Source organism: Faecousia intestinalis (assembly GCF_040096185.1).
Lineage (GTDB): Bacteria > Bacillota > Clostridia > Oscillospirales > Oscillospiraceae > JAZOXB01.
In genome coordinates this window covers 1-24,432 of the sequence record NZ_JBBMFF010000257.1, presented here as the reverse complement: position 1 = coordinate 24,432, position 24,432 = coordinate 1, and the positions used below count along the sequence as shown (strand labels likewise).

The following is a 24,432-nucleotide window of genomic DNA, read 5'->3' as shown; positions in this document are numbered from 1 at the left end:
GCACGCTTTCGTTTTATGCGGAAATTTCGTAAATGATAACGTAAGCGCATAATAAATGACGTCCTGTGAAGGCAACGGCGCCTGTGAGATAATAAGGGTATCAAGAATTACTGAGAATACCAGCCCGGTTCTGTCCTTTTTGTTCCTTTTGTCCCACGGTAATAAGCGAAAACCCGTCCAAGGCTCAGAGCAGCATCTCAGCCTTCGGCGGGTTTCTATATGGAAAATAATCATTTATCGTTTCTACTCTTATAACGATTGCCGTTTTGCTAAGTCCCGGGTTTTCTCATCATGGCCGCAGCAAATTAGGGCGTACATCGCACCGATGGCCGGAAATATTCGGGAAAAGCCCTGCTTTTCGCAAAAACCGCTCCTCAGACGGTGGAAAATAAAAAATTACCGTTGTTGAAATTGTATCAACAACGGTAATTGATTTGGCAAATCTACTGTTCGTGGATACAATGCACCATGCTTTGCAGGCATGGTGCATTTTTCTGCGTTTTTGTTTTGATATACTGGGACAATGAGGACGGGAAGGACAGAATAGCCTTACTCTCTCAAAAGCTCTCTTGCTCCACGTTGTATAATTTTTTCAAGATAATGTACAATAAGTTGCGCAAATTGAAAAAGAGCAAAAAAGGAGACATAGCTTGCAGGCTCTGGTAGAATGAAGTTACCACACAAACATTCGAAAGGAGACAGCAAACTATGTCCGAGAAAATTGTACAACTGAACGAGGAAATTATCAAGAGCGAATTAAAAGAATTGGTTCGCGGCAGTGTGGAAGGGACGCTGAACGAGCTGCTGGAGAAGGAGGCGGAGTCCCTGACGCAGGCGGCGCGCTACGAGCGCAGCGAGGCGCGACAGGGCTACCGCAGCGGCCACTATGACCGGAATCTTACCACGACCTCCGGCGACGTCACGCTCCATATGCCGCGGCTCAAGGGAGTGTCCTTCGAGACTGCCATCATCGAGCGGTATCGCCGCAGAGAGAGCAGCGTGGAGGAAGCCCTGATCGAGATGTACCTGGCAGGTGTCTCTGTGCGCCGGGTAGAGGATATCACGGAGGCGCTGTGGGGCAGCATGGTCTCGCCTGCCACCATCAGCGAGCTGAACAAGAAAGCCTACATCCACATCGAGGATTGGCGCAACCGCCCCTTGCAGGGTGGACGGTATCCGTATGTCTATGTTGACGGCATCTACCTGCGCCGCAACTGGGGTGGAGAGTACGAAAATGTAGCTGTTTTGGTGGCGATCGCCGTGAACGAGGATGGCCTTCGCGAGGTTTTGGGAGCCGCCGAGGGCATGAAAGAGGACAAGGCCAGTTGGGTCAGCTTCTTCCAATGGCTTCGTGGACGCGGCTTGGACGGCGTAAAGCTCATCGTCGGCGACAAGTGCATGGGGATGCTGGAGGCCGTGGGCGAGGTGTTTCCGGACGCCAAATACCAACGCTGCACGGTGCATTTCTACCGCAACGTTTTCTCTATTGTGCCCAAATCCAAGGTCAAAATTGTGGCAAAAATGCTTAAAGCGATCCACGCCCAGGAGAGCAAAAAGGCGTCCCGCGAGAAGGCGAAAGCTGTGGTCGCCGAGCTGCGCGCCATGAAGCTGAAGGAGGCCGCCAAAAAGGTCGAGGACGGCATTGAGGAGACCCTGACCTACTGCGATTTTCCCAGCGAACACTGGACCCGCATTCGTACCAACAACGTGATCGAGCGGCTGAACCGGGAGATCCGCCGCAGAACCCGCGTGGTGGGAACGTTCCCTGACGGCAACTCCGCCCTGATGCTGGTCTGCGCCCGGCTCCGCCATGTGGCGGGCACCCAGTGGGGCTGCAAAAAATACATGAATATGAAGCACTTGGAGGTCATTGAGCAGGACCTGCTGGTCGGGTGAGTGGCAGTCGGCTCGCGAAGCGTCAAGGGCAAGACAAGCGGCTGCCGCCGCCCTTGACCCTTTGCGCCCCGACCGCCCAAACGTAACCAAGGGGGTGCCGAAGCACCCCCTGTAATAGATTTCTGCCAGATACCAGAATCAAATTTGCGCATAAACCTTGACACTACCTCCCGTCTATATGTTCGATTGCTTCCGCAATTTCAGATACAGATTCTCTCCTGCCATACATAGAATCGCGCCGGAGCTTTCACTCCGACACGACTTGCGATTATTCGTTTTACCTCTACTCCAACTATTGACATAGAGCCAAAAGGAAAGCGCATGAAATAGGAAAGAAAAGTCCTCCCCGACTGCAGTGGCATGTGACCCGGTCGGCAGTGACATGCCGGTGACAGCCACTGCGAGAGAGAAATAAACTAAGCTCAGATACTTAAGGAATTTCTCTAAACAAGAGCTGCTTCACCCGATTTTCGTCAAGGCGCTCATGCGCCGGAAGAAGATAAACATTCTTAATTGGGCAGTCCTTCGAAAGTGCCTTCGGACTAAAATATTCTACACTTTCCGGTATATAAAAATCCTCGATTTTGCACCCATGGAAAGCGTAATCATCAATATGTTGGACTCCGTTTTGAATAACAACTTTTTTCAGATTAAAGCTACACGCAAAGCAGAATCGGGGAATAGTTCTGACCCCGGAAGGTATTTCAATACTTTTCAGCCCAAATTCCTTGAGAGCGCTCGAACAATCCGAAAAAGCACTTTCTCCAATGTATCTCAGGCTTTGCGGAAGGTTGATTTCCTCCAGCCTCTTACAATGTGAAAAAGCTCGTTCTCCGATTGTCTGAATCGTTTCAGGTAGTCGAACATGTGTCAAGTGTTTTCGTTTATAAAATGCCTTCTTGGCAATGCTTTTTGTACCATAAGGGACGCTGACAACAGCATCGTCCCCTATATATTCAAGCAGAACATCGGGTTCATCATCTGAGAAGATAAAACGATTCGGGTCATAGGAGAGTGGCCCATAAGAATCAGTTGCTTGTATATTTTCAGATGATTCTTGAGCAGAAGACATAACAGGTGGCATATCGTCTACCACTTTATTATCATCAGGGGTAACGTTTCCCCTCAAATCCTCTGTACTAATTAAATGCCACGTTTCCGGCCAACCCAATAGTTCCTCACCGGATTCTGTGCTAAAAACACCAGGAAGCCACCCGATCTCGTCACCGACGATATTTGGCGCTACATATTTCAGTGTATTCGGAACATAGAGGGAATGTAGATTTGGGCAATCTTCAAACGCATTTGCCTCAATTCTGACAACTCCTTGCGGCACAGTGACTGAGCAAATATCGTCGCGCCCTTGAAAAGCGCCCTCGCCGATAACGGTTACACCTTCAGGGACACCGACTTCCTTTGCTACAGGGGACCAACTTTCGCAGTATTTTACAAGAACACCGTTTTTAATATCAAATTGTTTGTTTGGAGATGAGGGAAAGTGCTTGTTTTTGCAAAAAGCAGATGTTTCTTGCAACGTTTCTCCGCAAAGAGGGCATACAGAAAAACTGTCACTGTTTCCCCAGTCTGCACCACAATTGTTACATTTCATCGGAAGCACCTCGTATATTGTTTTCTGAGCATTCAAGATATTAACGGCCGGTTTATGTGTCCGCTCTGAAAACAGAAAGCGACAGCAGCACGGATCGTCATCCTGCTTACCTCTGCAAGCGAGTCAAAGCATCCATGAAAGAGGCGCTGCCTGTGCGCTTGCTCCTTCTGCAAAAAACATCACGCTGCTGTCGCTTTCCGGAGTCAGCTATTGCTTGCGGCTGCAATGTATTGCGCATCAACCGAAAGCGTGGATGCATCGGACACAATGACCGCCGTGGCATTCACCCTTGTCGTCGGCCATGTTACGAACAGAAACATCAGCTTCAACCTTTTTGATTTCAGGCTTTTCGTAACTCATAATAGCTTCTCCTTTCCAAGAATTATATAAAGGGAAATCCCTCCATATCATTAGTCAGCCACCGAAGCAACGACCGTTTCGATTGGAATGTGCTTAACATAATGCAGGTAACGAGCCTTTGCGGTTTTGCAGAAGTGCTCGTCCACATATTCCAAATTGCCGTGAACAAATTCCATCATTGCGGGACAGATATCGCAAAGATCATATGCCTCACATTGCAGACACCGATAGGATATATCCGCTTTCATTTTCGGATATTCGCCGAAGCTTTTCCATATTTCGTCAAACGTTTCCATTGTGATTGGTTTTCCTGCATGCCGGAAAGACATACAGGCGCAGAGATTCCCCTCATAATCAATCGCGCAGCTTGCCCTCCCGAGCTTACAGCGAAACAGTGGGCGTTCTTTCAGCAAGTCCACATATTCCGCATCTTCTTCCTCTCCGAAAGTTCGGGGTCGCTTGTCGAACTCTCCAAATTCATACCGAAGAGCATCCGCAGTTGAAACAGCATATTGTTGAACGCTGCTGTCATTATCGACAGAAGGAAAAATTTCAAAGCCGGTACGGAAAGGAATTCCGAAGGATTCCGCAATGTCCTTGAGCTTTGGCAGCTCATTATAGTAGAGATTCAGAATCGGTGCTTTTACAGATACCCGGATTCCCGCATCTAGAAGCGCCCGGATATTCTTCATGATACGGTTAAAGGCGCCGGAAACACCGGTAACCTTTTTGTATGTTTCCTCACATGAACCATACAGCGAAATATCGACCAACAGCGGGGGGTACTCCTTAAACATTTGTACATACTTTTCGTCGATAAGCGCACCATTTGTATACAGTTCAATGATAAAGCCCTTTTTCTTTGCATAAAGATAAATATCTGCGAAATCTTTCCTCGTAAAAATATCGCCGCCTGTTAGGGTCAAAAACAGCACTTCTTTCTCATAGAGAATATCAATGATTCGAAGTACTTCATGCAAGGGCAATTCTTCCGAGCAATGATGATCGTGCAGGTAGCAATGGACGCAGTTGAAGTTGCACCTTGGCGTAATCTCGAATATGACGGAGTAGATCTGATGGTTCTTTTCCCAAAGGAGTCTCTTGTCGGTGGCAAAGTCGAGCGTTTGCATTTCCATACCACGAATATATCGATCATCCATGAGAGACCACCTCCACGAAAGCAAGTTCTTTCAGAGAAGCCAAAAATTCTTCTGTATCACGCATAATGGTAGCCATATCTATATCTGCAACAATTGCATTATTTAATAACACTGCGATATCTGCACTCGTCCGCCTACCATCAATCTGGTTCCACAGAAATATCCCTGTTTGATTCACTTCATGCAGTGCGCACCGATCTCCGGCATAGTTATCTCCGATGTTAACCAAAAAGAACGTGCCATGGATTGTTCGAGGGACGATGTAGGGGTTCTTTTCAAAAATTGTCTTGTTTTCTTTCGACACGGAAATTCCTCCTCGCTTACAGTTTGGAATACCTGCAACTACCCTATATATTTGTACCCGCCAAGCATCTTCTTTTTATATTTGGCAAGTTCTTTTTGCAACAAGGGCTTTGAGAAATCGTACTTCAGGTTTGGCAGAACGAAACTCATGATGCGCACGCTGCGCTCCAAATCCGGATTCAATGTTCCGGGCAGTCCAATGCGGTAACAGCAGGACAATTCATACGCTGCAAATGACAGGATTGCATCTTCATAGTATTCCTTATCAGAGGTAATATACGCCGAATCTCTTTCGACATATGAGAGAAACTGATACGCTGTTTTCAGATCATCACGTGCACTTGATCGATGCTCAATGTCGCGGGAGCCCAAAGCATACATGCATACGCCATACAGGGCATATGCGTGGGTTTGCTGCAAGCCGTAAAGTGTCCGAACCGTCTCGTCATAGTTGTCCTGATAATAATGACATACGCCGCAATAATACTGGCAGTCGTTTCTTGAATCCGTCACCATTTTAAGGTCATCTTGATCGAGACGGACTTCTTTCAATGCAACATCACACCAGCGCAATGTCTGCTGTGAATAAAGCAGAGCTTCTTTCCAGTCTTTAATGTTCGGCAAAAGATTGATGACGGCAAGCAAAGTGCATCCTGTGATTGAACGCATAATTCCCGCCAAGCTTCCAGCTTCGGCTGCACGGAGATCCCACGATGTTGCTTCTGCAATTTTTTCATAGCTGTCCTTGTCATATACTCGATCCGAAATTTCGATCATTGCTTCGGTGTCCCCCTGCTCTGCCAGACGTTTCAGTTCTTCTAATGTCATCTTCGTTTTCTCCTCCTCATTTTTTATTGCACTTGCGTTTTTTCTCCTCCTGTTTTTTTACTTTGCTTACCTTGCTACGGCCGGCCTTGCCGGATAATTTCGTTTACCTTTTCGAGCCGCGCATTCAGGTCATTGATGTTTTGCTCTGTCCTTGCAACTTCGTCTTTTTGCTTTTCGACACGCGCCGATTCCTGTGCCCGCACTTCACTTGTTGAGGCAGAGCCGATACTTTCGAAAAAGTCAGCGTATATATTCAACTCACGTTGTCGTGTTTCTTTTGACCGCTGTTCTTGAATTTTTCGGTCTGCACTACTGCGAATTGATGCAATTTGTGATTCCAAGTGAGGCTTTTCGGTGACAGCGTTATTGTAACGCCGAATTCTCCATCTTCTGGAAATGCGAAAGATTCCCTGACTAATTTTAACGATCAGGAGTATTGCAACTGCAGTCCACGCAATGGCATCAATTGCGATCGGAACACCGCCGCAGCCGCAAGCATCTTCACAGCACCCCTCGGAATCGCGGCTTCCACAGCCATTGCACACATTACCGCACAGTGCATCAATGCCTGTGCAAACGCCGAAAACAACGCCATTTGTTCGATTTGGGGCAGCCTTTACATATTCTGCCGCTCGCCGCTTTAAGCGCTCGGCGTGTGGCAATTCGAGCCAAACGAGGCAGTCTGCTTTCGCCTTATCGATCTCGCGTTTCTTCGTGCTGAAAGCTTTTTCACCCAGTTCCTCTCGCTGCCGCACGAGTAGCGTCTCTTTTTCCGTGTATGCTGCGTCGATTTTCTGCGGTGTCGCATTTTCACGTATACCCAATATGTCATGGTATTTCATTTGGCCACTCTTTCCCTCATCGCGGTCGTCCGCGCCGGACGATTCGCTCTGCATTATCTATTTCTTGAATAATCCGATTGTAAACTGACCGCACAGACTGCTCCGAGGCAACTTGCTTTTCAACTCGGTCGTGCTCCGCAGCTCGAAGCGAATCCGCCGGAATTGCCCCTATGCTTTCGAAAAAGCTTAAAAAAGCACTTAGCTCACGCTCACGCTCCTGTTGCAGCTTTCTGGTCTCCGAAAAATTCTGAAGCTGCGCACTCAAGCGTGAAGCGTCGGCACGTAAGGAAGGCAACTTCTGCACCGCGTTGTCATACGCCGTTTGCTTACCGGTTCTAATTGCTCTGGCAATTCCTCTAAAGATTGCACGCAGCAAAAAGAATCCCCCAATTACGCCCAGCACAATCCAAAAGAGGATGTCGAAGAACCTTGGAACCGACTGGCATTCACTACAGCAAATACTGTCGCAAAAGCTCTTGTTTCCATCTCCGCAGTTATCATTACAGCAAGTACAGCAGCCGATCGTACTATACATGCGCTTTGACTTGTATGGAGGCTTTATCAGATCTTTGGCGCGCATTTTTAGTTGATCAGTAGGTCCGGCGCTTAGCCAGCGGTTACAATCATCGCCAGCTTTCCTTATCTCTGCGCACTTTCTTTCGTAAGCTTTTTCCTCAAAGTTTCCTTTTTGCATAGAAAGCGCACGCATTTTCTGATTATATGCTCTCTCAATTTCCACAGCACTTGCGCACTCTTTAACTCCCAGTATATTGTGGCACTTCATTTGAATTCCTCTTATTCGAGTCCTATTTCTGGCTGCGTTGAACAGACTGTTGCGCTTTCTCTATTTTTTCAGAGTGCCATCATAGCCCCTGTTTCCGCAGTCATTTGACTCTTTACATATCCGTTTTCTGCGAACGCAGGCGTTCCGCAAAATCAGCGCCAAGCTCCTCAAAGAAATCGCAAATAGCATTTAAGGCGCATTCACGCTGTTTGTTGCTAGTCCGTTCTTCTGCACAACGCTGAAGCCGCCCATTTAGTCGGAAGGGTTCCTCGCAAAGCGTTGGAATGGATTCGTTCGCTTTGATAAAGTCGCTTTTTTGTTTCTTTCTCTTGCGCTTCCGAATGCTCCTGACTGCCAAAACACGATTACCGCAATAATTATCAGCACCCCGATATCCATATTGGAAACTCTCCTGCTTTTATAGCAAGATTCCCGCATCCAGCATCTGTCTGGGCAGACCGTTTGCTACAATGTTCTGAATGATTGCCATATTGTCTGTATACGGCAACAATTCGCACAGCGCTTCTGCTTCCGTAATATGCATTATAAGGAGCGCCTTCACACGGGAGATAGCTGAGTCTTCATCCTCATGCAGGAGAATCGCATTAAAGGTATGCTCTTTTCGATCTTCCTCCAAATCTTGCAGCATATCAAACCAGTAGACCCATGCCGCCGTATGGCGGGAAAGCTGTGCTCGAATATCCGTAAACTCATCTTTGCGCGGTGCACAAAGAAAAACCTGGTACAGAATGTCCGAAAAGCAGTGATCTAGCTGCTCCCAGTCTGTGCAGTACCGCTGTTCCAGAGCAGCAACATTCCTCATAGCATCAGAAATTTTGGCTTCGATTTCCGGGTAGGCCTTCCTTGCTTTATGGTAGCCATCTTCAATTGCGCACATTAGGAGTTTTCTGCTTTTCTTTCCATCGAGCACGTCGTCCTTGAGCTTGTAATACTGAAGGATTACACTGACTGCCCCCATATATTGCAGCATTTCGTCACCGCAGCATTTTTTACAATGGCGGAATATGCCTTTTTTGCAATGCCTGTCCTCATCGGGAATCGCAGCTTCTGCCAAGGTGACACAAAACACCATGTCATAGGAAAGCATCATGCGCGCCGCTTGCGAGTAACAGCCGATTTGCCGACACAATGCGCAATAGGCGTGCTTGTAACGTTTCCAATTACGGACAAGCAGCTCATCTTCATAAACCTTTACATAACCAAACATGCATCAAGCACCTCAAAAAGCGCAGGATCAATGCGCTCTCAGCAGCGCAAATCGACCAAAATGATTGACAAATCATCGGAAGAACCGTTCTGACGTGCACAGCTCAATGCCTGCGATAAATACAGATCGATATCGTTTGCTGATTGCAGACTCCGTTCAAATATTTCACGAGGGATAAATTCGTGGACGCCGTCAGAGGTCAGCAGAACCATTTGCGCTGCTGCAACCTCACTCGTAACATCCTCCACCCGCAGTGCTTCCGCAAAGACCATATCGCCATTACCTAAACAGGCTGTAATTGCTGTGGCATTACCGGTACGTTCGATTTCCTCATCGCTCATGCCCATCAATCGCAATTCCCGCGCTTTTGAGTGATCGGTCGTAAGCTGCGAGAGATAGGGACTGCTCCAGGTATAAACGCGGGTATTTCCGACGTGGAACAGCAGCCACTTTCTGTCGACACGGCACAGTCCGCTCAATGTCGTAGCCATGTTATACAAAAATGACACTCTGCGGGATTCCTCAATAATGTGCATATTGGTATCCCGGATGATTTGCAGAAGTTCCTCCGCTTTGATATCCTCGGGAAGCTGGAATGAGAGCAGGCTGTTCACGGCAATATGCGCAGCAACATCGCCTGCGCTATTCCCGCCGACACCGTCCGCCACTGCAATACACAGTGGCGAATCGCTATCAGGCGCTTCGGCCTGATAGCTTCCGCCCGCTAAAACAGTACTTCCAATTAGAACCCGATCCTCGATGGCTGTTTTGCCACGCCCGATTTCCATTTTGCAATAGATTTTCATCTCAACACCTCTGCATCCACTACAGGATCGCCATTTCCGTCGTAGCGAATGCGCTTAACACGAATGTTGGCTCCCTCTGAGATATCATTATCCGCGATATATGCAGCGAGCGGCGTCAGCAACGAGGAAAAGACGAGATTCTTAATGCCGCGGCCTCCGTTTTCAAGAGTCGCATCTTCCGTAGCTTTTGAAAGAAGGAACAACTTGGCTTCCGGAGCAAGCTCGATATGATCCTCGCGATCATTTTCAAGTGTTTTCAATTGCTCTCCGATTTCTTTATCCAAGATCTGAGTTGCGATTTTTTCTCGGATGAAGTCATATACCACGATGTTATTTTCACCGATCCGGTTTAGGATTTCGGGGCGGCTAAGAGTAAACTTGAAATAGTTCTTTATACTGGCCGTCACCGCGTCCTCGACTTCTTTTGTCGAATTCTTCTTCGGATCCAACAACTGCCGATTCACTATGCGAACAATTCCGTTGGGGCTTCTTTCTTCGACTTCTTCGATGATGCCCTTATTGCTCGTGAAAATGATTATGGATTCGGAGAAATAGACTGTATTTCCTTGCCCATCCGTCAAGCGGCCATCGTCGAGGATCTGAAGAAACTTATCCAAAATAGACGGATGTGCTTTTTCGATTTCGTCGAACAAGATGATAGAGAACGGGTTGTTGCGAACAGCGTTTGTGAGCTGACCGCCTGCTTCATAGCCGATGTAGCCGGGAGGCGCTCCTAAGAGCTTTTGATCGGAGTGATCCTGCCGATATTCCGACATATCAAAGCGGATGCAGCAGCTTACATCACCGAAAATGTACTCAGCCAAAGCCTTCGCTGTTTCGGTTTTACCGGTTCCGGTAGGACCCGCAAAGAAGAGCACACCGCGAGGGCGGTTGCCGTTTCCTTTCAGCACCACGCTGCGCTTTACGGTGCGCATCACCTTGCTGATTGCATGATCCTGTCCCAACACACGGGAATGCAGAGAGTCTTCAAGGCTGCGAATCGTTTTTCCGCTGATTTTCGCCCATTTGTTTTCCCGCACACCATAGCGATAGAACTCCGCGACGCTGGGCAACTGTGCAATACGATATTTTTCGTTGATACAGAGCTTTCGCATTCCTACAAGATCGGAATAGGTGAAGCCCTCTGTCAGGCCGACAAACCGCTTCTGCAATTTAATCAGTTGCGCTTGTCCATCTCCTTCAAAAGAGGAAATGTCCTCGTTCCAAACGGAAGAATCAAAGAAGTTCCTCAGATTGTCTCCGGAAATGAACTCCATCCGTTCGCTACTGTCCGGCGTGGAAACATGAATCGTTTTCACATCCGGATTGTCCAAGTAGAACCACACCGGCAAGTCATTGACCTTATTTACAAGGAGTATCACGATGTTTTTCGTGTAATCTCCATTTACTTGCACGTCTTGCGCCTGACGCAGTGCACGCATCATGTTGGCATATGCATTCACTTCGCATTTTGACATATTGTCCGGAGATACAATATATCGAGATGCCATATCCATGATCACCGCAACAGCCTGGTGCGTTTGACCAAGGACGCTGCTCAGGATTTCGCCGATGGATGAGTTGTCATCCGAAAAAGCGCAGGGAATCCGATCGTTCTGGATTCTTACGCTGGGGACGTTATGGCAAAGTGCCTCGAATTTTGCAATGTCATCTCCATAGCCATCTCCGTAGAAACCGGAGGCATCGTCATAGTACGAGATGATATCGTATCCGGCATCCGACAAAAAGCGCAGAATATAGCTCGAAAGCTCGCGCATCCGCTGCGCCGGATCCTTTTCATAGTGGAAGCGGTCAAATACATTTCCCTCCAGTACGATACAAGGCTTGATCTTTCTGAAAATGTCCAATTCTTCCCGCCATTTGTTTTCAGCCATCTTCAACACTCCTTACTCCATATTTTTGCAATTTTTGTTTCAGTTCGTCTCGGAATTCTTTGCGATGGATGCCGACAGATGTGGTCACCCCGTCAAAATACATATTTTGGGTCGGACTGTGTTCCTGCCGCAAATAGTCGGCATAGGGTTCCGCAAAAGTCGTGTCAATCAGCAGAACTCTTTGATTGGAAGATCCACGAAGTGGAAGCTGCTCATTTAGTTCTTCGCAATAAGCACCATCAACTAAAACGGCGATGTTCTCCAGAATCATCGAAAATGCGCCTTTGCGTTTCAGAAGTTCTTCAATGCGGTATCCGCTAAACACCAAAATATCCCTGCTGATTTGGCGCAAGCCCAAAATCAATGCAAGAAGTTCTTCTGCCTGCTCCATCGGCTCTCCGCCGGTAATCGTAAAACCGTCAATTTGGTTTTCTTGATGAATCTCATGGATCGTTTGCAGGACAGCAGAAACGGGAACATCCCTGTGTCCTTCAGTAGACCACAGTTCCGGATTGCTGCACCCTTTGCAGCCTCGGTGACAGCCGACAAGCCAAATCGCCATTCGTTTTCCCGGCCCGAGCGATTCAATCGGATAAAGTATTTGATCAATATACATAGTCAATAAGTAAGTTCAAAGTATTCCGAATACCTGTTTTCTCTGGCATTCGGCCCGAGCTCGATCACACTTCCGCTTTCAATGGGAAGCTCTCGTCCCGGCGTTACTTCACGATAATTCACATAAGTACCGTTCGTGCTCCGTTCGTCACGAATATAAACTCTCCCGTCACGCTGAAGCAAAGACATATGAACTCTGCTCACGTTACTCTGACTTCCGTCCGCCGGGAACTGCCCGGAAAGCAAGCCTTCCCGGCCAATCATAATTGTGCCATTTGCAGGAAGCGACAGTTGCACCACTCTTTCGGTTCGCAGATTATGAAAATTAAGAACCATTGCACCGGATTTTGCAGTTGCCGTATTATGCAAAGGAGCGTCACACATACTGCATTGCGATGCGTTAAGCGGATTCTCCGCATGGCATTCCGGGCAAATCAGAACATCTCTCGGCATTTCAGCAGATGTGGGAGCGTTGGTATCTTCTGCCGAAGGAGCTTGATTGGAGTTCCCGATTGGATGCCCGCATTTTGGGCACTGCGTGTCGCGTGAAAAAACAAAAGCCGTACAATTGGGGTTGCTGCAAGGACGGATGAAGCCGGCTCTCAACCAACGCACATTGCCGTTTTGAAGCGTATAATTACAGGCAACGCACTCTCGTGCCGTTCCGCTATTGGGAAAGAAACAGTTTGGGCACAGCAAAATGTCTTCGTCGTCCCCTGCAACAGTTATAATTCCTTGATTCGCTCTGCTTCTAAATTCAGCCATTTACTGTGCGCTCCTTTCCTGTTTGCTCACTTTTTGGTACTTCTCCTGTTTGTTCACTTTTTTGGTACTTCTACGTTGCTGTTTCTGCGTTTCCTTTTTCGCTTCAACATGAAGCTGCGCCGGTGTCGCTGTGGTGGATGGCTTTGCGGGTGCAGTAGTGCCGTAGTCTACCATATTGACATAGGCAGCATGTCGTGTGTCAGGCTCCATTCGGCATATTTCCTTGGAACGACGGACTCCTTTTTCTTGAAGTTTCTTTACGATCTTATCGTATTCTCCACAGAATTTTTGTTGTTCTGTCAAGAGAAGGTCCGCATCCTTCTCGGTTGGTTTCTTCTCCTCGTTTGCCATGCCGACGACGCGGATCCGAATCTGCCCTATGACATCTTGACGAACCTCCAAACCAGTCTGCTCGTCAAATTGGAAAATCTTCATCTTCACATGAGAATCGGAACCACCGTTTTTCGCGCCCAAGAGCGGATACCCAAGCTCTTTCATTGCCAAATCAATTGCCATCGCAATTTCACGTTGCTCGGCTTTCCGCAGGGCTTTCTGTTCTTCTGCTTCGATCTCTGCTCTAAGCTGCTGCATTGTGTTTTGCAGAGCCTCCTTACTGTCAAAGCTACCCGGCAATTCGATTTCCCCGTTGCCGCAAGCAGCGGCGAGCGCATTTTTTCTGCTAAGAAGTTCATGGTAGCCTTCAAGCAAGGGCTCGATTTTTTCAAGCTTGCGCTCAATCTCGTCAAGAATCAAGGAACGCACGGAATGCAATTCTCGTTTGTCTGCCGCACAATCAATGCGAACGATCGCATTTCTCGCTTCTTCCCGAAATGTCTCCGAAGCATTTGCGTTATCGATGATTTTTTGCGCTTTTGCAATCAGCTCTGCCTTTTCTTCACTCAAATCAGCTTGTTCTTCTCGCTCCAGAACTTGCGTTACAACCCTCGGGGGCAGTTCGGAAAGTGCTTGCTCCAGCGGAAACCCGTTGACTCGAACCGAATCGCACAGCTTTTGTGCAAGTGGGGCAAGCGCAGCCTCATAATTGCCGCGGGTACCGGTATACCGCTCATTTGCCGACCGGCATTTGCCCAATTTCTCACTTATGGTACTATATTGCGCACGTGCCGCCTCCGGCGTTTCGCTGTATCCGACCGTGGTAGGAACGAGCTTGCGCGCACGTTCCACATCGTTCAGCATATTCAACCGACGCTCAATCGCTGTGCGAATACTCTGCTTTTCACCATTGGAAAGCATCGAGCTTTCCAGCATTCGCTGCTGCTGCAACAAACAGCCACGCTCACGATCAAGCGTTTTCAGCAAACGCTGTGCCTCTTGGATGCAATGCATGGATTTGGCGTTTTCGGCTGCAATTTCCCGCTGCTTGCGCTCCAGCTCCTTCTTACGACGTTCTTCCAGCTCAAAAGCACTCAATTTCGGTCCACTCATTTTTCCAACCTCCCCAGTGCAGCTTGAAGCTTTGTGACCTTGTCGCCGATCCCGATGGCTTCTGCCCACGCAATAAATCCGGGATTTGTCTTTCTGGAATACGGGTCAAAGATACTATGATAAAAGTTAATAAAGGAATCGTTGTTTTTACCGCGAATGGCAGCTTCAATTTCATGATTCACTTTTTGAAGCAGTGCATTCAAATCCGAATAGAACGCTCCGCCCAGTAGCAGCTTTGTCGACCCTGAGAGTGCGTAAGCGGTGCGATAATATCCGATTTCCGGTGCTCCGCGATATTGGATGACTTGATTCTCATACTCAAGAATTGTACCGGAGCGTTTGTTTGAGCCAATACGGGAAAGGTAGTCTGAAATGGTGTGATATACGAACATTTCTTTCAGCTCAGCAAAGGAAAGTGTATTTTGTTGTCTCTCCATGGCGAAAGCACTTGCACTACGACCGAGAACGGTCTTGTTTTTCTCTTCCCAAAGCGCACCGAGAATTGCGTTTCCAAGCTCCTGCGAATTTTGTGCGACAAACCCACGCCACGCATAATAGGGGAATTTAGGATACAGCTCGTAAAGGAAATGATGATAAGAAACAGCCTTGTTCGTCACATCTCGGTGACGATTGCAAATATCGTGCAGCTCAGTAGCGCCTACTTTTGCAAAGTCTGTCGACAACAATGGGAAGCTGCCGTTATCGCTGTTCATTCGCAGAAGGCCGTTTTCCCAATGGTAGGCCAATTCGACAACCAGCTGTGGAATCTCATCGGGGAGAGTAAAGTTCTTCCCATTGAACGAGTGAGTTCCCTGAGCCGACAGTGCAGATTGCGATTTGCTCGGAGAAATAACATATTTCGCATAATCTCCTTTGAGCCACGCACTTACAGCCTCATAGCCCCAGCGCAGCGGGAGATTGTCTTTGGAAACACGCTCATACTGGAGAAGTCCGATAAACAGATGCTGCATCGCCTTGGAATATTTTTCAATCCTCGGAAGCTTGACGGTTACCTGTGCCATTATTTTGGCCGTTGCTTCGTTTTCGCCAAAATGAGAAAAAGGCGTGCGGCCGGTCAGTGCTTCAAAAAACACGATGCCAAGGGAGTAGTAATCCGATGCTTCCCACGAATAGCCGTCCGCGCTTTCCGGAGCCGCATATTCCGCAGTGTGCCCAACAATTGTCACATGCGTTCTGGCGGTATCTCTTCCCTGTTCAAGGAGCGCACTTACGCCGAAGTCAATCAAAACGGCAACTCCGTTAGTCGTGATTAAAATATTGGCCGGCTTTACATCCTGATGGACGATTCGCGCCTCGTGGATTGCATTTAAGGCCAAGTTCATCTGCGACAGATATTTTTTGAAAACAGCTTCGTTCAAACAGCCTTTACTGAGTATTTGGTCCAGTCCCTCGCCCTGATATAACGTCCAGACTTCGTAAATTGTTCTTTCCCAAGTCCCATATGCAAGAAGCTCTGCCACATTAGGATGCCGGACTTGAAGCAATGCGTCTCTTACATCTCTCCTGATATGTGTTTCGTCCCGATAGATCTTCAGGCAAATTTCTTTGCCCGTTTGCGTGTCGACTGCAACATAGAGAGCCGCCTCCGCTCCGCTGCCTCCCATTGCGGAGACAATTTGGAACCGCCCGTCAACCACGGTACCCGCCTCAAGGTAGTCGCAATTTGTATTCCCGCTGCGGTTTGCTTCGACTCTCGTACCACTCCGACTATCGGTATGCTGTTCATTACGCTCAATACGTGTTCTGTTCGCAGCGCCTTTGCGGTCGCGTCCGGTGGTCTCTACGTGTGTTTCACTTGCCGGTGCTTTACCGCTGCGTCCATTTGCCTCGATATGTGTTTCTGCGGAGGCGGGCGGTCTTTTTTCGCTCCTGTGTATGTTTACATCAATACGGGTAGCCGCGGACTTCCCGTTATTTCCCGTGTTGACATTCTGCTCGACCTGCGATGTATTGGAGTTGTCGGAAACCCAGCGGTATCGGTTCGGATTTTTCCATGTGCTGCCAGGACGACCTCTGTTCGGCGTATTATTTCTGTTGCTCATATTTATGACCATTCCTTTCCGCTGCGCTCCAAGGCACCAAAGGGGATGAAACACAAAGCCTCTATCGCAGCAAGTCGTAATTTGTTAGAATATGCTTGAGGAAGCAGGCACACTACAGAGCACGTGGAGGTGAATAGGCTCAGCCTTGCGCTGGACTGAATAATTATGTGTGCCGGACGCTCTTTCAAGCACCAATGAGTAGGACTTAGCACCCTGTAACCTTATCTTTGGAGAGACGAACTACTTCAATCTTTCAGCGAGCGTCCAGTCCCTGCCTGCTCCCTCAAATATTATTTTGAGGGGATGTGTTATGCTTAAAATCGTTTACCCCATCTGTTGCGGAATGGATGTCCACAAATCCTTTGTTGTTGCCTGTATTGCTTCTACCAATGACCACGGCGTAACAACCTACAAGAGCAGGCGTTTTTCTACTTTTACTGGAGATCTGCGTCGGTGTGCCGCTTGGTTAGCAGAAAATAACTGCAAAGATGTGTGTATGGAATCCACTGGGAAGTATTGGATTCCGATTTACAACGTTCTGGAGCACACCTGCAATATTGTTTTGGCTCACCCCAAATATGTGAAAGCCATTCGGGGCAAGAAAACAGACAAACGAGACGCAAAGTGGATCGCCGACATCTTCAAGCACAACCTTGTTTCCGGCAGCTTTATCCCTCCGGCGGATATCCGCCGACTTCGGGAGTTGGTACGCTATCGCTGGAAACTCACCAACTTCACAACCGGTGAGAAAAATCGGGCGCAAAATTGCCTTACCGTTTCCAATTTCAAACTGGACGATGTGTTCTCGGATGTGTTCGGCGAAGCCGCTTCCGCAATCACAACCAGGATTCTGGAAAATCCAACAGAGAAAATTACGGATGTTTCCGGCTTCCGCACAAAGGGTATGAAAGCAACCAATGAACAGGTGCTTGCTGCTGTAGACGGAGAGATGTGTGCTGAACAGGTTGAAAAGCTCCGCATCATCCGTTCCCACATGGACAGCCTTGAACTGTGCAAGGCTAATCTGGAGTCGCTGATTCTGACAACTGCTGAAAAGTATCTCCCTCAACTAAATCTTGTTATGACGGTGCCGGGTATCCAGTCCTTCGCCGCGATTGGCATTATCTCTGAAATCGGAGTGGATATGTCCGTGTTTCCCACCTCGAAGCATTTGTGCTCCTGGGCTGGTCTTACGCCGCAGAACAACGAGAGTGCCGGGAAGAAGAAAACCACCAGAATCAGCCGGGCTGGAGCCTATATCAAGCCGTTGCTTGTTCAGTGCGCACTTTGTGCCATTCGGGCAAAGCGGTTCCCGGAAGTCCGTAACCGCTACTTAGGTCTTAAAAAGCGCCGGGGTCACAAAAAAGCCATCGTTGCCATTGCAAGGATGCTGCTGACTGCCATCTACAACATTCTCAAGAAGAATGAACCCTATAACGCCGAATTGTATCGGTGCTGCAACACTCCGCCAGAGCATAGAGCAGTTTCTGTGGAGGAGGCCATCTTCATCTTACAAAGGCAAGGCTATCTCGTGACGCCCAGCGCCACTTGAATTATACACCCTCCTCGCCTCTTTGAAAAGCCCGTTTTTTGAGGGGCTTGGATTTGTGCGCCTTTTTGGGAATGGTACTCAAATTATAATGTTTCAACCTTTCTTCCTCATTTCAACCCTTTTGCCCAAGCCATTCCGCCATGTCATCACTAAGCTCGTTCGATTGACCCGCAGCAAAAGCAAGATCTTTTTGAATCGATGCAAGCATTTCGTCGATCCACGACGCATAGCGGGAATCCTTCACTAGCCCTGCGGCCAGTTCAAAAAACGACGAAAGTTTGGTGATTTTGGCGTCCTTGCTTAACAGAACCCCGTTTTGAATACGCTCCATCGCCAAAAGTGCGCATTCGCTGCGGACTTGTAGAATTTTCGACCGTTCTTCGTAATGCTCAAAAAACGCCGCAAATGTATCCGCAGGCATCATTTTAAAGCGAAGCAATTCACGTCGACTGACCTTTCCATCCGGGTCTGACTCCTCCAGCATATCCATTTCCGTAAGGAATGCTCGAATTCCGGCAGTGACGTTTTCCTTGCAGCTTTGATCTCGGCCCATCAGCACACCTTGCGCATACTCACAGAACCAATCATATACCGTTTTCATTTTTTGAGCACCCGCTTTCTGCTGCGCGCATTATTGCCTGACATGTTGTCGAGGATTGCATCGACTTCTGCCTTGATCGTCCGATCCCCCTCGGGGCAGAGCGGTGTTACACTTTTATGCCATGCATTGATCCTATCGTTTAGATCAGACCATGCGGATTCGGCACCGCTCATGGAGTTTACCGCATACTCAAGGCGGGAAACATCCCCTCCGAAATAAGCCCCTGCCATTGTATCGGCTCCAACTTTTTCGCGAAGCTGCAGTGCCCAGCAAACCTCCTGCGTATAGGAATCGAATCTGGGGGGTTCTCCACGGTCAAGCATCGCCTCAATGGTGTACATTTCCGTTGCGCCTTCATTTAGGTAGCGATTCCATTCCTTGCTGCTGACAGCCTCCGCACCGTCTGCCGCAGTGCATCGAACAGTTTCGATTTGGTGGATGCCGCTTTGCAGCTTTTCTCGGGAAACTGCGAGCGGAGTCTTGTCCGCACCGTAAGTATGCTCAGATTCTGTTTTTTTCGCCTGAAAGGACAAATCATGCATACTCTCATGCGAGGATGTATGAATCATTGTGTCGGCATTTTCGCAGTCACGGATACAGATTTTTCCGTCCTGCATTTCTCTCAATCCCGTAATTCTATATTCCTTTTCAGCCGGCGCCCATTTTTCAACGAAGTAGGGTTCGTTGTAGATTTCGACTTTGCCACTTCCGATCTCGGCTCTGATTCTCTCAATCGCCGCTTGATCGAAGTAATCGCTGTATTTTACAAGCGTATCCCGCTGTGTCATGAGCGTCGCTTTGTCCACCGCACGTTTCTTTGCATCATAGTCGCAAATCATCTCACGGTTTCGTGCTTTTGCCTCGGGGTTCTCCCAATGCACATACTCTTTTTCGTCAAGAACCCGATCGAGCTTTTCCTTCAAAGCTTCCTGAGTAGCTGATTCTGCGGGAATATCTGTTGCTGCGGAACGTTGCTCTCTGACATCGGTGACCGGTGGAGCATCAAAAGACCGAGCATGGGCGTCTGCGCTTTCAACATTCGAAATCGAGTCTTTTGCTGTTTTTCCGAAATCCGAGCTCACTTGAAATCACTCCTTTTTGATTTTACCGGTTCGCATATGTCCGATACAGCCCATATAAGGTTCGCCGAAGCTGTAGCGGATTTTTCTCTCCACCGAACAATTCCTTGCAGAGTCGCCCTGCAATGCACATTTTTTCTTCTACCGACAACTCACCGCCGTCAAGACCGTTGTAGCTGGCGATTGCGGTGACGCAATCTCGGAGCACGGATGCACTGACGCCTCTTGTACGGATTGTGTTCATGGCATACGGGGGTATTTGATAATGCGAGGCACAGTGCATTGGGTCGTTGCAAAAGATGCAGCCCAAATGTGCACGGTTGTTTGTTGCATCGTTTTTGCGAACGTTGACAATACAAATCTGTTTTGCTTGAGGAAACGACACGGCAGCCTGCCCGATCCTCAAACGAGAAATGATGGTATTTGCGTTCTGCGCAAGTGCAAGTCCTTGCAGAACCGTATCTATGTCTGCACCTTGCTGGAGTGTATGAATGACCTTAATTCCCGTGTTGGCAATTGCTCCGGGGGCAATCAGTGCCGGACGCTGTTCGACAACTACGATTCCTGTTCCATAGGCACTGATCTCTGCCAGCATATTCGAAAAGTATCCGGCGCATCGCGCCGCATTTCGTGAAGCACTGGGTAATTCCGGGTTTGGCATAATCGTATGTGCTTCTTCCACAATCACCAAACGTTCCAAGCGGGGCGACTGGCTGCACTGCTGTGCGTGTTCCCGAATCTTCAAAGCCATCAGGCTGGCAATAAAAGGCCGCTCCTTTTCCGAAAAATCATCAAGTTCAATGACAGCAGAGGTTTGAAACAGGTCTTCTACGGAAAGTGTTTCGTTCGTATTCAGTACAGAACCATAGTTCAGAACCAAAGGCTCAATTCTTGCACGGATGACCGCTGCCATCCGACGCTCTATTTCGGCATCGTACCCGATGTGACGAACCACGTCGTTCACATTTGTGAGCATATCTCCGAGCGTCGGATAGGTCAGTTCTTCGCTCCCGTCTATGTATTGTTCCGGGTTCCAGCCGTGAACTTCGTAGCATTTATATATCAGGAGCGTTAATATTTCCGGAATTGGGTCGTCATTGTCGAATGCAGAAAGGAACACGTCAACCAAACTTTGAATGTGAAAGGAAAGTCTTGTGCCCAATTCCGGCACAAACGGATTGACACGCAAAGGCAATGCATCCGCACCGGCAGAATAGACCCGAGCTTTCTCCATCCCGATTGCATTTTTCAGTTCCCAATACTCTTTTTTTGCCGCCTCGAGGACAATGAACGGAATGCCGTGCCTGTGTGCATCATACAGAATTTTCTGAACGCTTGTCGTTTTGCCGGAGCGAGTTGCGCCTGTCACAAAAGCGTGCTGTCGAAGATCATCCAGTGCGTATGAATATTCCCGTTTGTTTTCCAGCACCCCGAGGAAGCAGGCTCTATCCTGCTGTGTTACTCTCGGGGGCGTTGTATTCCATATGCGTTCCCCACGCGCGGCTTCGCCGATATGCAACACCTGATAGCTTTCACCGTGCGATTGCATCGGCAACGCAATTAAGGAGCGCAGTGTTTCGTCATCTACAACATTCATGAGCGAATGGCTGTACAAACCGCCGAAATTGATATCCCCGAGAAACACCGCAGGGTACCTCCATGCAGAGCGTAAAATAATCGCTCTGTTGCAGGGGAACGGAATCGCCGAGCCAAGCATCGCCGCAAGAGATGCAGTAACCTGTTGCATGTCGGATACCGTGCTTGCGCCGATGTGGATCAACACTTTCCAAGCGTTTCTTTCCAAGCATTCTTGTGCTGCATCGATTGCCCGAATTGCATCTGCAACATCTGCGTTCGTCGTGGTATGCCTCCGCTGACGTCCTGCACCATACGTCCACTCATAGGTTGAAACAGGTTCGAGCAGCTCATGCAGCCGATACAGCTGCTTTCGTGCATCGATGACTTCATCATCGGAGCAGGGAATGCAGAGAAAGTTGATAATATAATTGCCGTCAATGCACAAGCTGCTGATAAGGCGGTCGATTGCCCCGCATTCCGGTTTTGTTGTCCCTACCAAAATGGCATTATGCTGTTGGACTTTTGTGAGCTTTTCCGGGTGAATCCAAATATTTTCGAGAGAAGCGTTTAGCGAATCACCCGTAAGGGCATCCGCTATGATTTGCGAGTGCCTGTAATTAGTCCCACAATAAACATTAAGACTTCCGGTCTCATAGTAAAGCGTATATGCCATTGCGGTTCGAACTTTAGACAGGGCGGTTACAATTTGCGCGGCAAGTGATGTTATATTTGAGTAATCGTTTTCTCGAGTGTTGTTCAGAGCGTAACCGCAGACGCGGTAGTATTTGTTAATGCCTATTGACTCCGGCAACTGTTTCCAGAGATAATCCGAGGGGATGTATTTCTCCTGACGCAAATACTGTTTTGTATAAAAGCTTTGAATAGCTTCCGCACTTGCGGCAACATCGTTCAGCCCATGAATGATTCGATTCGGCATAATATCACCCCTGCCCAATAAAAATTCGGACTATTTTTTGAAAAACGATTTAATCAGAATCCAAAGAAACCAAATGGTCAGGGCAGTCGGGATCAGCGAGGTAAAAAAGCGCAGAATTCCTTGCCCTGCCGCAAGATAGTCAATGCTGACGATCCCGTGTATCGCCCAAATGATCGCTGCTGCGAGAATCAGGAATAGAAACCGAATCAAACCTGCCGGAATATTGCCCTCAATTCGAATATTTCTGTCGATGGAATGGCTGAAAATTCGCTTGGCAACATAACGGTTTCCTTTTCTCTTTGCGCGGATTGTTAAATCATCGCCCGGCGCAAAAACATTTTGTACGCCGCCAAAAAGAACAATATCCTGTGCTTGCTCGGGATATCTGCGCAACGCATGCTCCTCAATTCGCAAGATGGTTATATATGATGTATGGCTGAGCTGGTAAGGCTCACCGGAAAACACTGCCCGAATCAATTTGGTAGATTTCGACTGGTAATACTGTTGTGTACTGACTTCCGCAAGCGCACCGTTAAAAATGTGCGTCGACCCGCTTCTTTCATAAAACTGTATCGAGGAGGCTTGCGCATTTTGGCGACTTCCGTTATTCAAAGAAGCGCTGTGTACCGTCACGTTTGAATTTGCAAGATGTTCCGCTGCCTCTGTAAGGCTGTTTAAGCGGACACCACAGGTGGGACATGTACCATACGAATCATCGTAAACCGCGTTGCAAAGAGAGCACCTTTTCATTGCTTGTTCCTTCCTTTTACTCGGATTGCTTGTCACTGCCCAAAAGTGTCAACAACTCCGGTGTATATATTTCAAAAGTTTTCATCATTAACAACGTTTCCGCGTCAAGGCCGAAAATCAGAATCAGCGAGAGAAAGATGCTCCATGACATTTTCCGCTTCTCGGTTTCTATTGCAACAACCTGCTGGCGGCTGATATTCAACTTTGCAGTAAAGTCTGTCTGCTCGGCAACGTGGGAGTCACATGAGCTACACGCTTTGTTGGACTATCCTTCACATGACATCCTTTTGTAAGAAGTTCAACTCACCGGATTACCCAAACGCGCCTATAGGTAATCCCTCTTAAAGCAAGCGCCAAAAGTGCTGCATATTCATCAATATGAGTATATATAACGTCGCGTGTTCTGTCAACACATTTCGCAAATATTCGTCAATATTTTATTACAGACATGCCAATGTGCGTCCAATGACAGGCTTGCGAAAGGCAACCACAGCCCGAAATTTGAAGCACTTTTACAAGTGCGTTCATCAGCTGCAAGGCATTCCATTCCCTCTCCGAAGGCAGTGTTCAAGCTGTATCACGCTACTTGCCGCACTTACCGGACATCAATGCAATTTCATTGCGCAACAATCCAACGGCATAGTAATTCACAGAGGCCCTCTCATCCGACTGCATAAAAATACAGTTCCAAAGCAAAGCGTGCATCAATCCCTAAGGAATCTCTGAATAAATCGGGTTATTTCTGTCCCTATTCGGGCTATTAGCCGCTTTGGGGCTTAGTTAAGGCGATTCCGGCGCAAAATAGCCACTACAGCGTTCCTTTTCTGCTCTATTTCCCGAAAAAGGGCAGACTGCCCCTATATCAGGTCGTGGAGAGTTTTCGCCCGGCGATCGCAAGGGCGTATAGATTGGCGCAGGCGAACATTGCATACAGGCGATTCTCGTTTTTCTTCAAGCCGCAATACACCGTTTTTTATAACCGAACTGGCATTTAACAATTCGAAACGCATGCTCCACCTTACAGCGCACCGAGGATTTGCGGTTCTCAATATACCGTTCCCAATCAATTGCATTGTCAGATACATGAGGCAGCTTTCCGGGACGGCTGTTCATGCGGTAATCTATGCTGGATAAATGCTCGTCACAGGCTATTTCGGGACGCTTTTGGATTCCCAGATACCCGGCATCCCCATATACCACTTCATCGTCTTCGCGAATCAACGCGGCTGCCTGCGTGATGTCATGCGTATTTGCCGCCGTGACCGTCATGGTATGAACCAGCCCGCTGCCAGCATCCACACCGATGTGGCATTTCATCCCGAATTTCCACTCATT

General features: G+C 48.2%; 21 protein-coding genes. 2 read left to right on the top strand and 19 right to left on the bottom strand.

Translation table 11 applies throughout. From position 1 onward, the window contains the following. The first annotated feature begins 708 nt into the window (after window positions 1–708). On the top strand, window positions 709–1,896 hold the full coding sequence (locus WMO66_RS12570; RefSeq protein ID WP_435387803.1) for an IS256 family transposase: 1,188 nt from the start codon (window positions 709–711) through the stop codon (window positions 1,894–1,896). Window positions 1,897–2,326: 430 nt separating this feature from the next. On the opposite strand, the gene WMO66_RS12565 is transcribed toward WMO66_RS12570, so the two are convergent. The 14 genes from WMO66_RS12565 to WMO66_RS12500 form a co-directional block, all read right to left on the bottom strand. After that, the gene (locus tag WMO66_RS12565; protein WP_349136770.1) at window positions 2,327–3,505 is read right to left on the bottom strand and encodes a leucine-rich repeat domain-containing protein; all 1,179 of its coding nucleotides are present in this window, start codon (window positions 3,503–3,505) and stop codon (window positions 2,327–2,329) included. A 237-nt stretch (window positions 3,506–3,742) separates the two neighbouring features. Beyond that, complete coding sequence (locus WMO66_RS12560; RefSeq protein ID WP_349136769.1) at window positions 3,743–3,865, bottom strand: hypothetical protein; 123 nt, start codon at window positions 3,863–3,865, stop codon at window positions 3,743–3,745. Window positions 3,866–3,915: 50 nt separating this feature from the next. Then, window positions 3,916–5,025 carry a radical SAM protein gene (locus WMO66_RS12555; protein ID WP_349136768.1) on the bottom strand — a complete coding sequence of 370 codons (1,110 nt, stop codon included), beginning with the start codon at window positions 5,023–5,025 and terminating at the stop codon, window positions 3,916–3,918. Beyond that, on the bottom strand, window positions 5,018–5,329 hold the full coding sequence (locus WMO66_RS12550; RefSeq protein WP_349136767.1) for a PqqD family protein: 312 nt from the start codon (window positions 5,327–5,329) through the stop codon (window positions 5,018–5,020). Before WMO66_RS12550 ends, WMO66_RS12555 begins: the two co-directional genes overlap by 8 nt. A 38-nt stretch (window positions 5,330–5,367) precedes the next feature. Further along, window positions 5,368–6,156: a hypothetical protein gene (locus tag WMO66_RS12545; RefSeq protein WP_349136766.1), complete on the bottom strand. Its 789-nt coding sequence runs from the start codon at window positions 6,154–6,156 to the stop codon at window positions 5,368–5,370. Between the two features lie 74 nt (window positions 6,157–6,230). Beyond that, entirely contained in the window at window positions 6,231–6,998 is a 768-nt protein-coding gene (locus WMO66_RS12540) for a hypothetical protein (protein WP_349136765.1), read from the bottom strand. A gap of 16 nt (window positions 6,999–7,014) precedes the next feature. Next, window positions 7,015–7,782 (bottom strand): hypothetical protein, encoded by a 768-nt coding sequence (locus tag WMO66_RS12535; protein ID WP_349136764.1) that lies wholly within the window; start codon window positions 7,780–7,782, stop codon window positions 7,015–7,017. Window positions 7,783–8,200: 418 nt separating this feature from the next. After that, entirely contained in the window at window positions 8,201–9,010 is an 810-nt protein-coding gene (locus tag WMO66_RS12530; protein ID WP_349136763.1) for a DUF5685 family protein, read from the bottom strand. A 38-nt stretch (window positions 9,011–9,048) separates the two neighbouring features. Beyond that, the gene (locus tag WMO66_RS12525) at window positions 9,049–9,816 is read right to left on the bottom strand and encodes a PP2C family protein-serine/threonine phosphatase (protein WP_349136762.1); all 768 of its coding nucleotides are present in this window, start codon (window positions 9,814–9,816) and stop codon (window positions 9,049–9,051) included. Beyond that, window positions 9,813–11,711, bottom strand: a complete 1,899-nt coding sequence (locus WMO66_RS12520) for an AAA family ATPase (protein ID WP_349136761.1) — start codon at window positions 11,709–11,711, stop codon at window positions 9,813–9,815. The genes WMO66_RS12525 and WMO66_RS12520 overlap by 4 nt, the downstream gene beginning before the upstream one ends. Then, window positions 11,704–12,327: a 4Fe-4S single cluster domain-containing protein gene (locus WMO66_RS12515; protein ID WP_349136760.1), complete on the bottom strand. Its 624-nt coding sequence runs from the start codon at window positions 12,325–12,327 to the stop codon at window positions 11,704–11,706. Before WMO66_RS12515 ends, WMO66_RS12520 begins: the two co-directional genes overlap by 8 nt. 2 nt (window positions 12,328–12,329) lie before the next feature. Next, entirely contained in the window at window positions 12,330–13,091 is a 762-nt protein-coding gene (locus WMO66_RS12510; RefSeq protein WP_349136759.1) for an FHA domain-containing protein, read from the bottom strand. Beyond that, window positions 13,092–14,537 (bottom strand): hypothetical protein, encoded by a 1,446-nt coding sequence (locus WMO66_RS12505; RefSeq protein WP_349136758.1) that lies wholly within the window; start codon window positions 14,535–14,537, stop codon window positions 13,092–13,094. It lies immediately after the preceding gene. After that, a complete protein-coding gene (locus WMO66_RS12500; protein WP_349136757.1) occupies window positions 14,534–16,600 on the bottom strand; it encodes a serine/threonine protein kinase in 2,067 nt (688 codons plus the stop codon). The genes WMO66_RS12505 and WMO66_RS12500 overlap by 4 nt, the downstream gene beginning before the upstream one ends. 310 nt (window positions 16,601–16,910) lie before the next feature. On the opposite strand from WMO66_RS12500, the gene WMO66_RS12495 reads away from it, so the two are divergent. After that, a complete protein-coding gene (locus WMO66_RS12495; protein WP_349136756.1) occupies window positions 16,911–18,152 on the top strand; it encodes an IS110 family RNA-guided transposase in 1,242 nt (413 codons plus the stop codon). Between the two features lie 112 nt (window positions 18,153–18,264). Here the strand turns inward: WMO66_RS12495 and WMO66_RS12490 are convergent, their stop codons facing one another. The 5 genes from WMO66_RS12490 to WMO66_RS12470 all read right to left on the bottom strand — a co-directional run. Then, complete coding sequence (locus WMO66_RS12490) at window positions 18,265–18,753, bottom strand: hypothetical protein (RefSeq protein ID WP_349136755.1); 489 nt, start codon at window positions 18,751–18,753, stop codon at window positions 18,265–18,267. After that, window positions 18,750–19,835 carry a hypothetical protein gene (locus WMO66_RS12485; protein WP_349136754.1) on the bottom strand — a complete coding sequence of 362 codons (1,086 nt, stop codon included), beginning with the start codon at window positions 19,833–19,835 and terminating at the stop codon, window positions 18,750–18,752. The genes WMO66_RS12490 and WMO66_RS12485 overlap by 4 nt, the downstream gene beginning before the upstream one ends. Before the next feature lie 22 nt (window positions 19,836–19,857). After that, window positions 19,858–22,347, bottom strand: a complete 2,490-nt coding sequence (locus WMO66_RS12480; RefSeq protein ID WP_349136753.1) for an ATP-binding protein — start codon at window positions 22,345–22,347, stop codon at window positions 19,858–19,860. 30 nt (window positions 22,348–22,377) lie between these two features. Then, on the bottom strand, window positions 22,378–23,097 hold the full coding sequence (locus tag WMO66_RS12475) for a hypothetical protein (protein WP_349136752.1): 720 nt from the start codon (window positions 23,095–23,097) through the stop codon (window positions 22,378–22,380). Between the two features lie 951 nt (window positions 23,098–24,048). Next, window positions 24,049–24,432: transposase (locus WMO66_RS12470; RefSeq protein WP_349136751.1), on the bottom strand; the 384-nt coding region annotated here is incomplete at its 5' end.

What these genes read in the sequence shown, in the direction of transcription:
- WMO66_RS12480 (WP_349136753.1), bottom strand. Translation starts at nt 22,347, where the DNA reads ATGCCGAATCGAATCATTCATGGGCTGAACGATGTTGCCGCAAGTGCG.
- WMO66_RS12495 (WP_349136756.1), top strand. Translation starts at nt 16,911, where the DNA reads ATGCTTAAAATCGTTTACCCCATCTGTTGCGGAATGGATGTCCACAAA.
- WMO66_RS12510 (WP_349136759.1), bottom strand. Translation starts at nt 13,091, where the DNA reads ATGGCTGAATTTAGAAGCAGAGCGAATCAAGGAATTATAACTGTTGCA.
- WMO66_RS12530 (WP_349136763.1), bottom strand. Translation starts at nt 9,010, where the DNA reads ATGTTTGGTTATGTAAAGGTTTATGAAGATGAGCTGCTTGTCCGTAAT.
- WMO66_RS12570 (WP_435387803.1), top strand. Translation starts at nt 709, where the DNA reads ATGTCCGAGAAAATTGTACAACTGAACGAGGAAATTATCAAGAGCGAA.
- WMO66_RS12490 (WP_349136755.1), bottom strand. Translation starts at nt 18,753, where the DNA reads ATGAAAACGGTATATGATTGGTTCTGTGAGTATGCGCAAGGTGTGCTG.
- WMO66_RS12545 (WP_349136766.1), bottom strand. Translation starts at nt 6,156, where the DNA reads ATGACATTAGAAGAACTGAAACGTCTGGCAGAGCAGGGGGACACCGAA.
- WMO66_RS12555 (WP_349136768.1), bottom strand. Translation starts at nt 5,025, where the DNA reads ATGGATGATCGATATATTCGTGGTATGGAAATGCAAACGCTCGACTTT.
- WMO66_RS12475 (WP_349136752.1), bottom strand. Translation starts at nt 23,097, where the DNA reads ATGAAAAGGTGCTCTCTTTGCAACGCGGTTTACGATGATTCGTATGGT.
- WMO66_RS12540 (WP_349136765.1), bottom strand. Translation starts at nt 6,998, where the DNA reads ATGAAATACCATGACATATTGGGTATACGTGAAAATGCGACACCGCAG.
- WMO66_RS12565 (WP_349136770.1), bottom strand. Translation starts at nt 3,505, where the DNA reads ATGAAATGTAACAATTGTGGTGCAGACTGGGGAAACAGTGACAGTTTT.
- WMO66_RS12560 (WP_349136769.1), bottom strand. Translation starts at nt 3,865, where the DNA reads ATGAGTTACGAAAAGCCTGAAATCAAAAAGGTTGAAGCTGATGTTTCT.
- WMO66_RS12520 (WP_349136761.1), bottom strand. Translation starts at nt 11,711, where the DNA reads ATGGCTGAAAACAAATGGCGGGAAGAATTGGACATTTTCAGAAAGATC.
- WMO66_RS12515 (WP_349136760.1), bottom strand. Translation starts at nt 12,327, where the DNA reads ATGTATATTGATCAAATACTTTATCCGATTGAATCGCTCGGGCCGGGA.
- WMO66_RS12505 (WP_349136758.1), bottom strand. Translation starts at nt 14,537, where the DNA reads ATGAGTGGACCGAAATTGAGTGCTTTTGAGCTGGAAGAACGTCGTAAG.
- WMO66_RS12525 (WP_349136762.1), bottom strand. Translation starts at nt 9,816, where the DNA reads ATGAAAATCTATTGCAAAATGGAAATCGGGCGTGGCAAAACAGCCATC.
- WMO66_RS12535 (WP_349136764.1), bottom strand. Translation starts at nt 7,782, where the DNA reads ATGAAGTGCCACAATATACTGGGAGTTAAAGAGTGCGCAAGTGCTGTG.
- WMO66_RS12500 (WP_349136757.1), bottom strand. Translation starts at nt 16,600, where the DNA reads ATGAGCAACAGAAATAATACGCCGAACAGAGGTCGTCCTGGCAGCACA.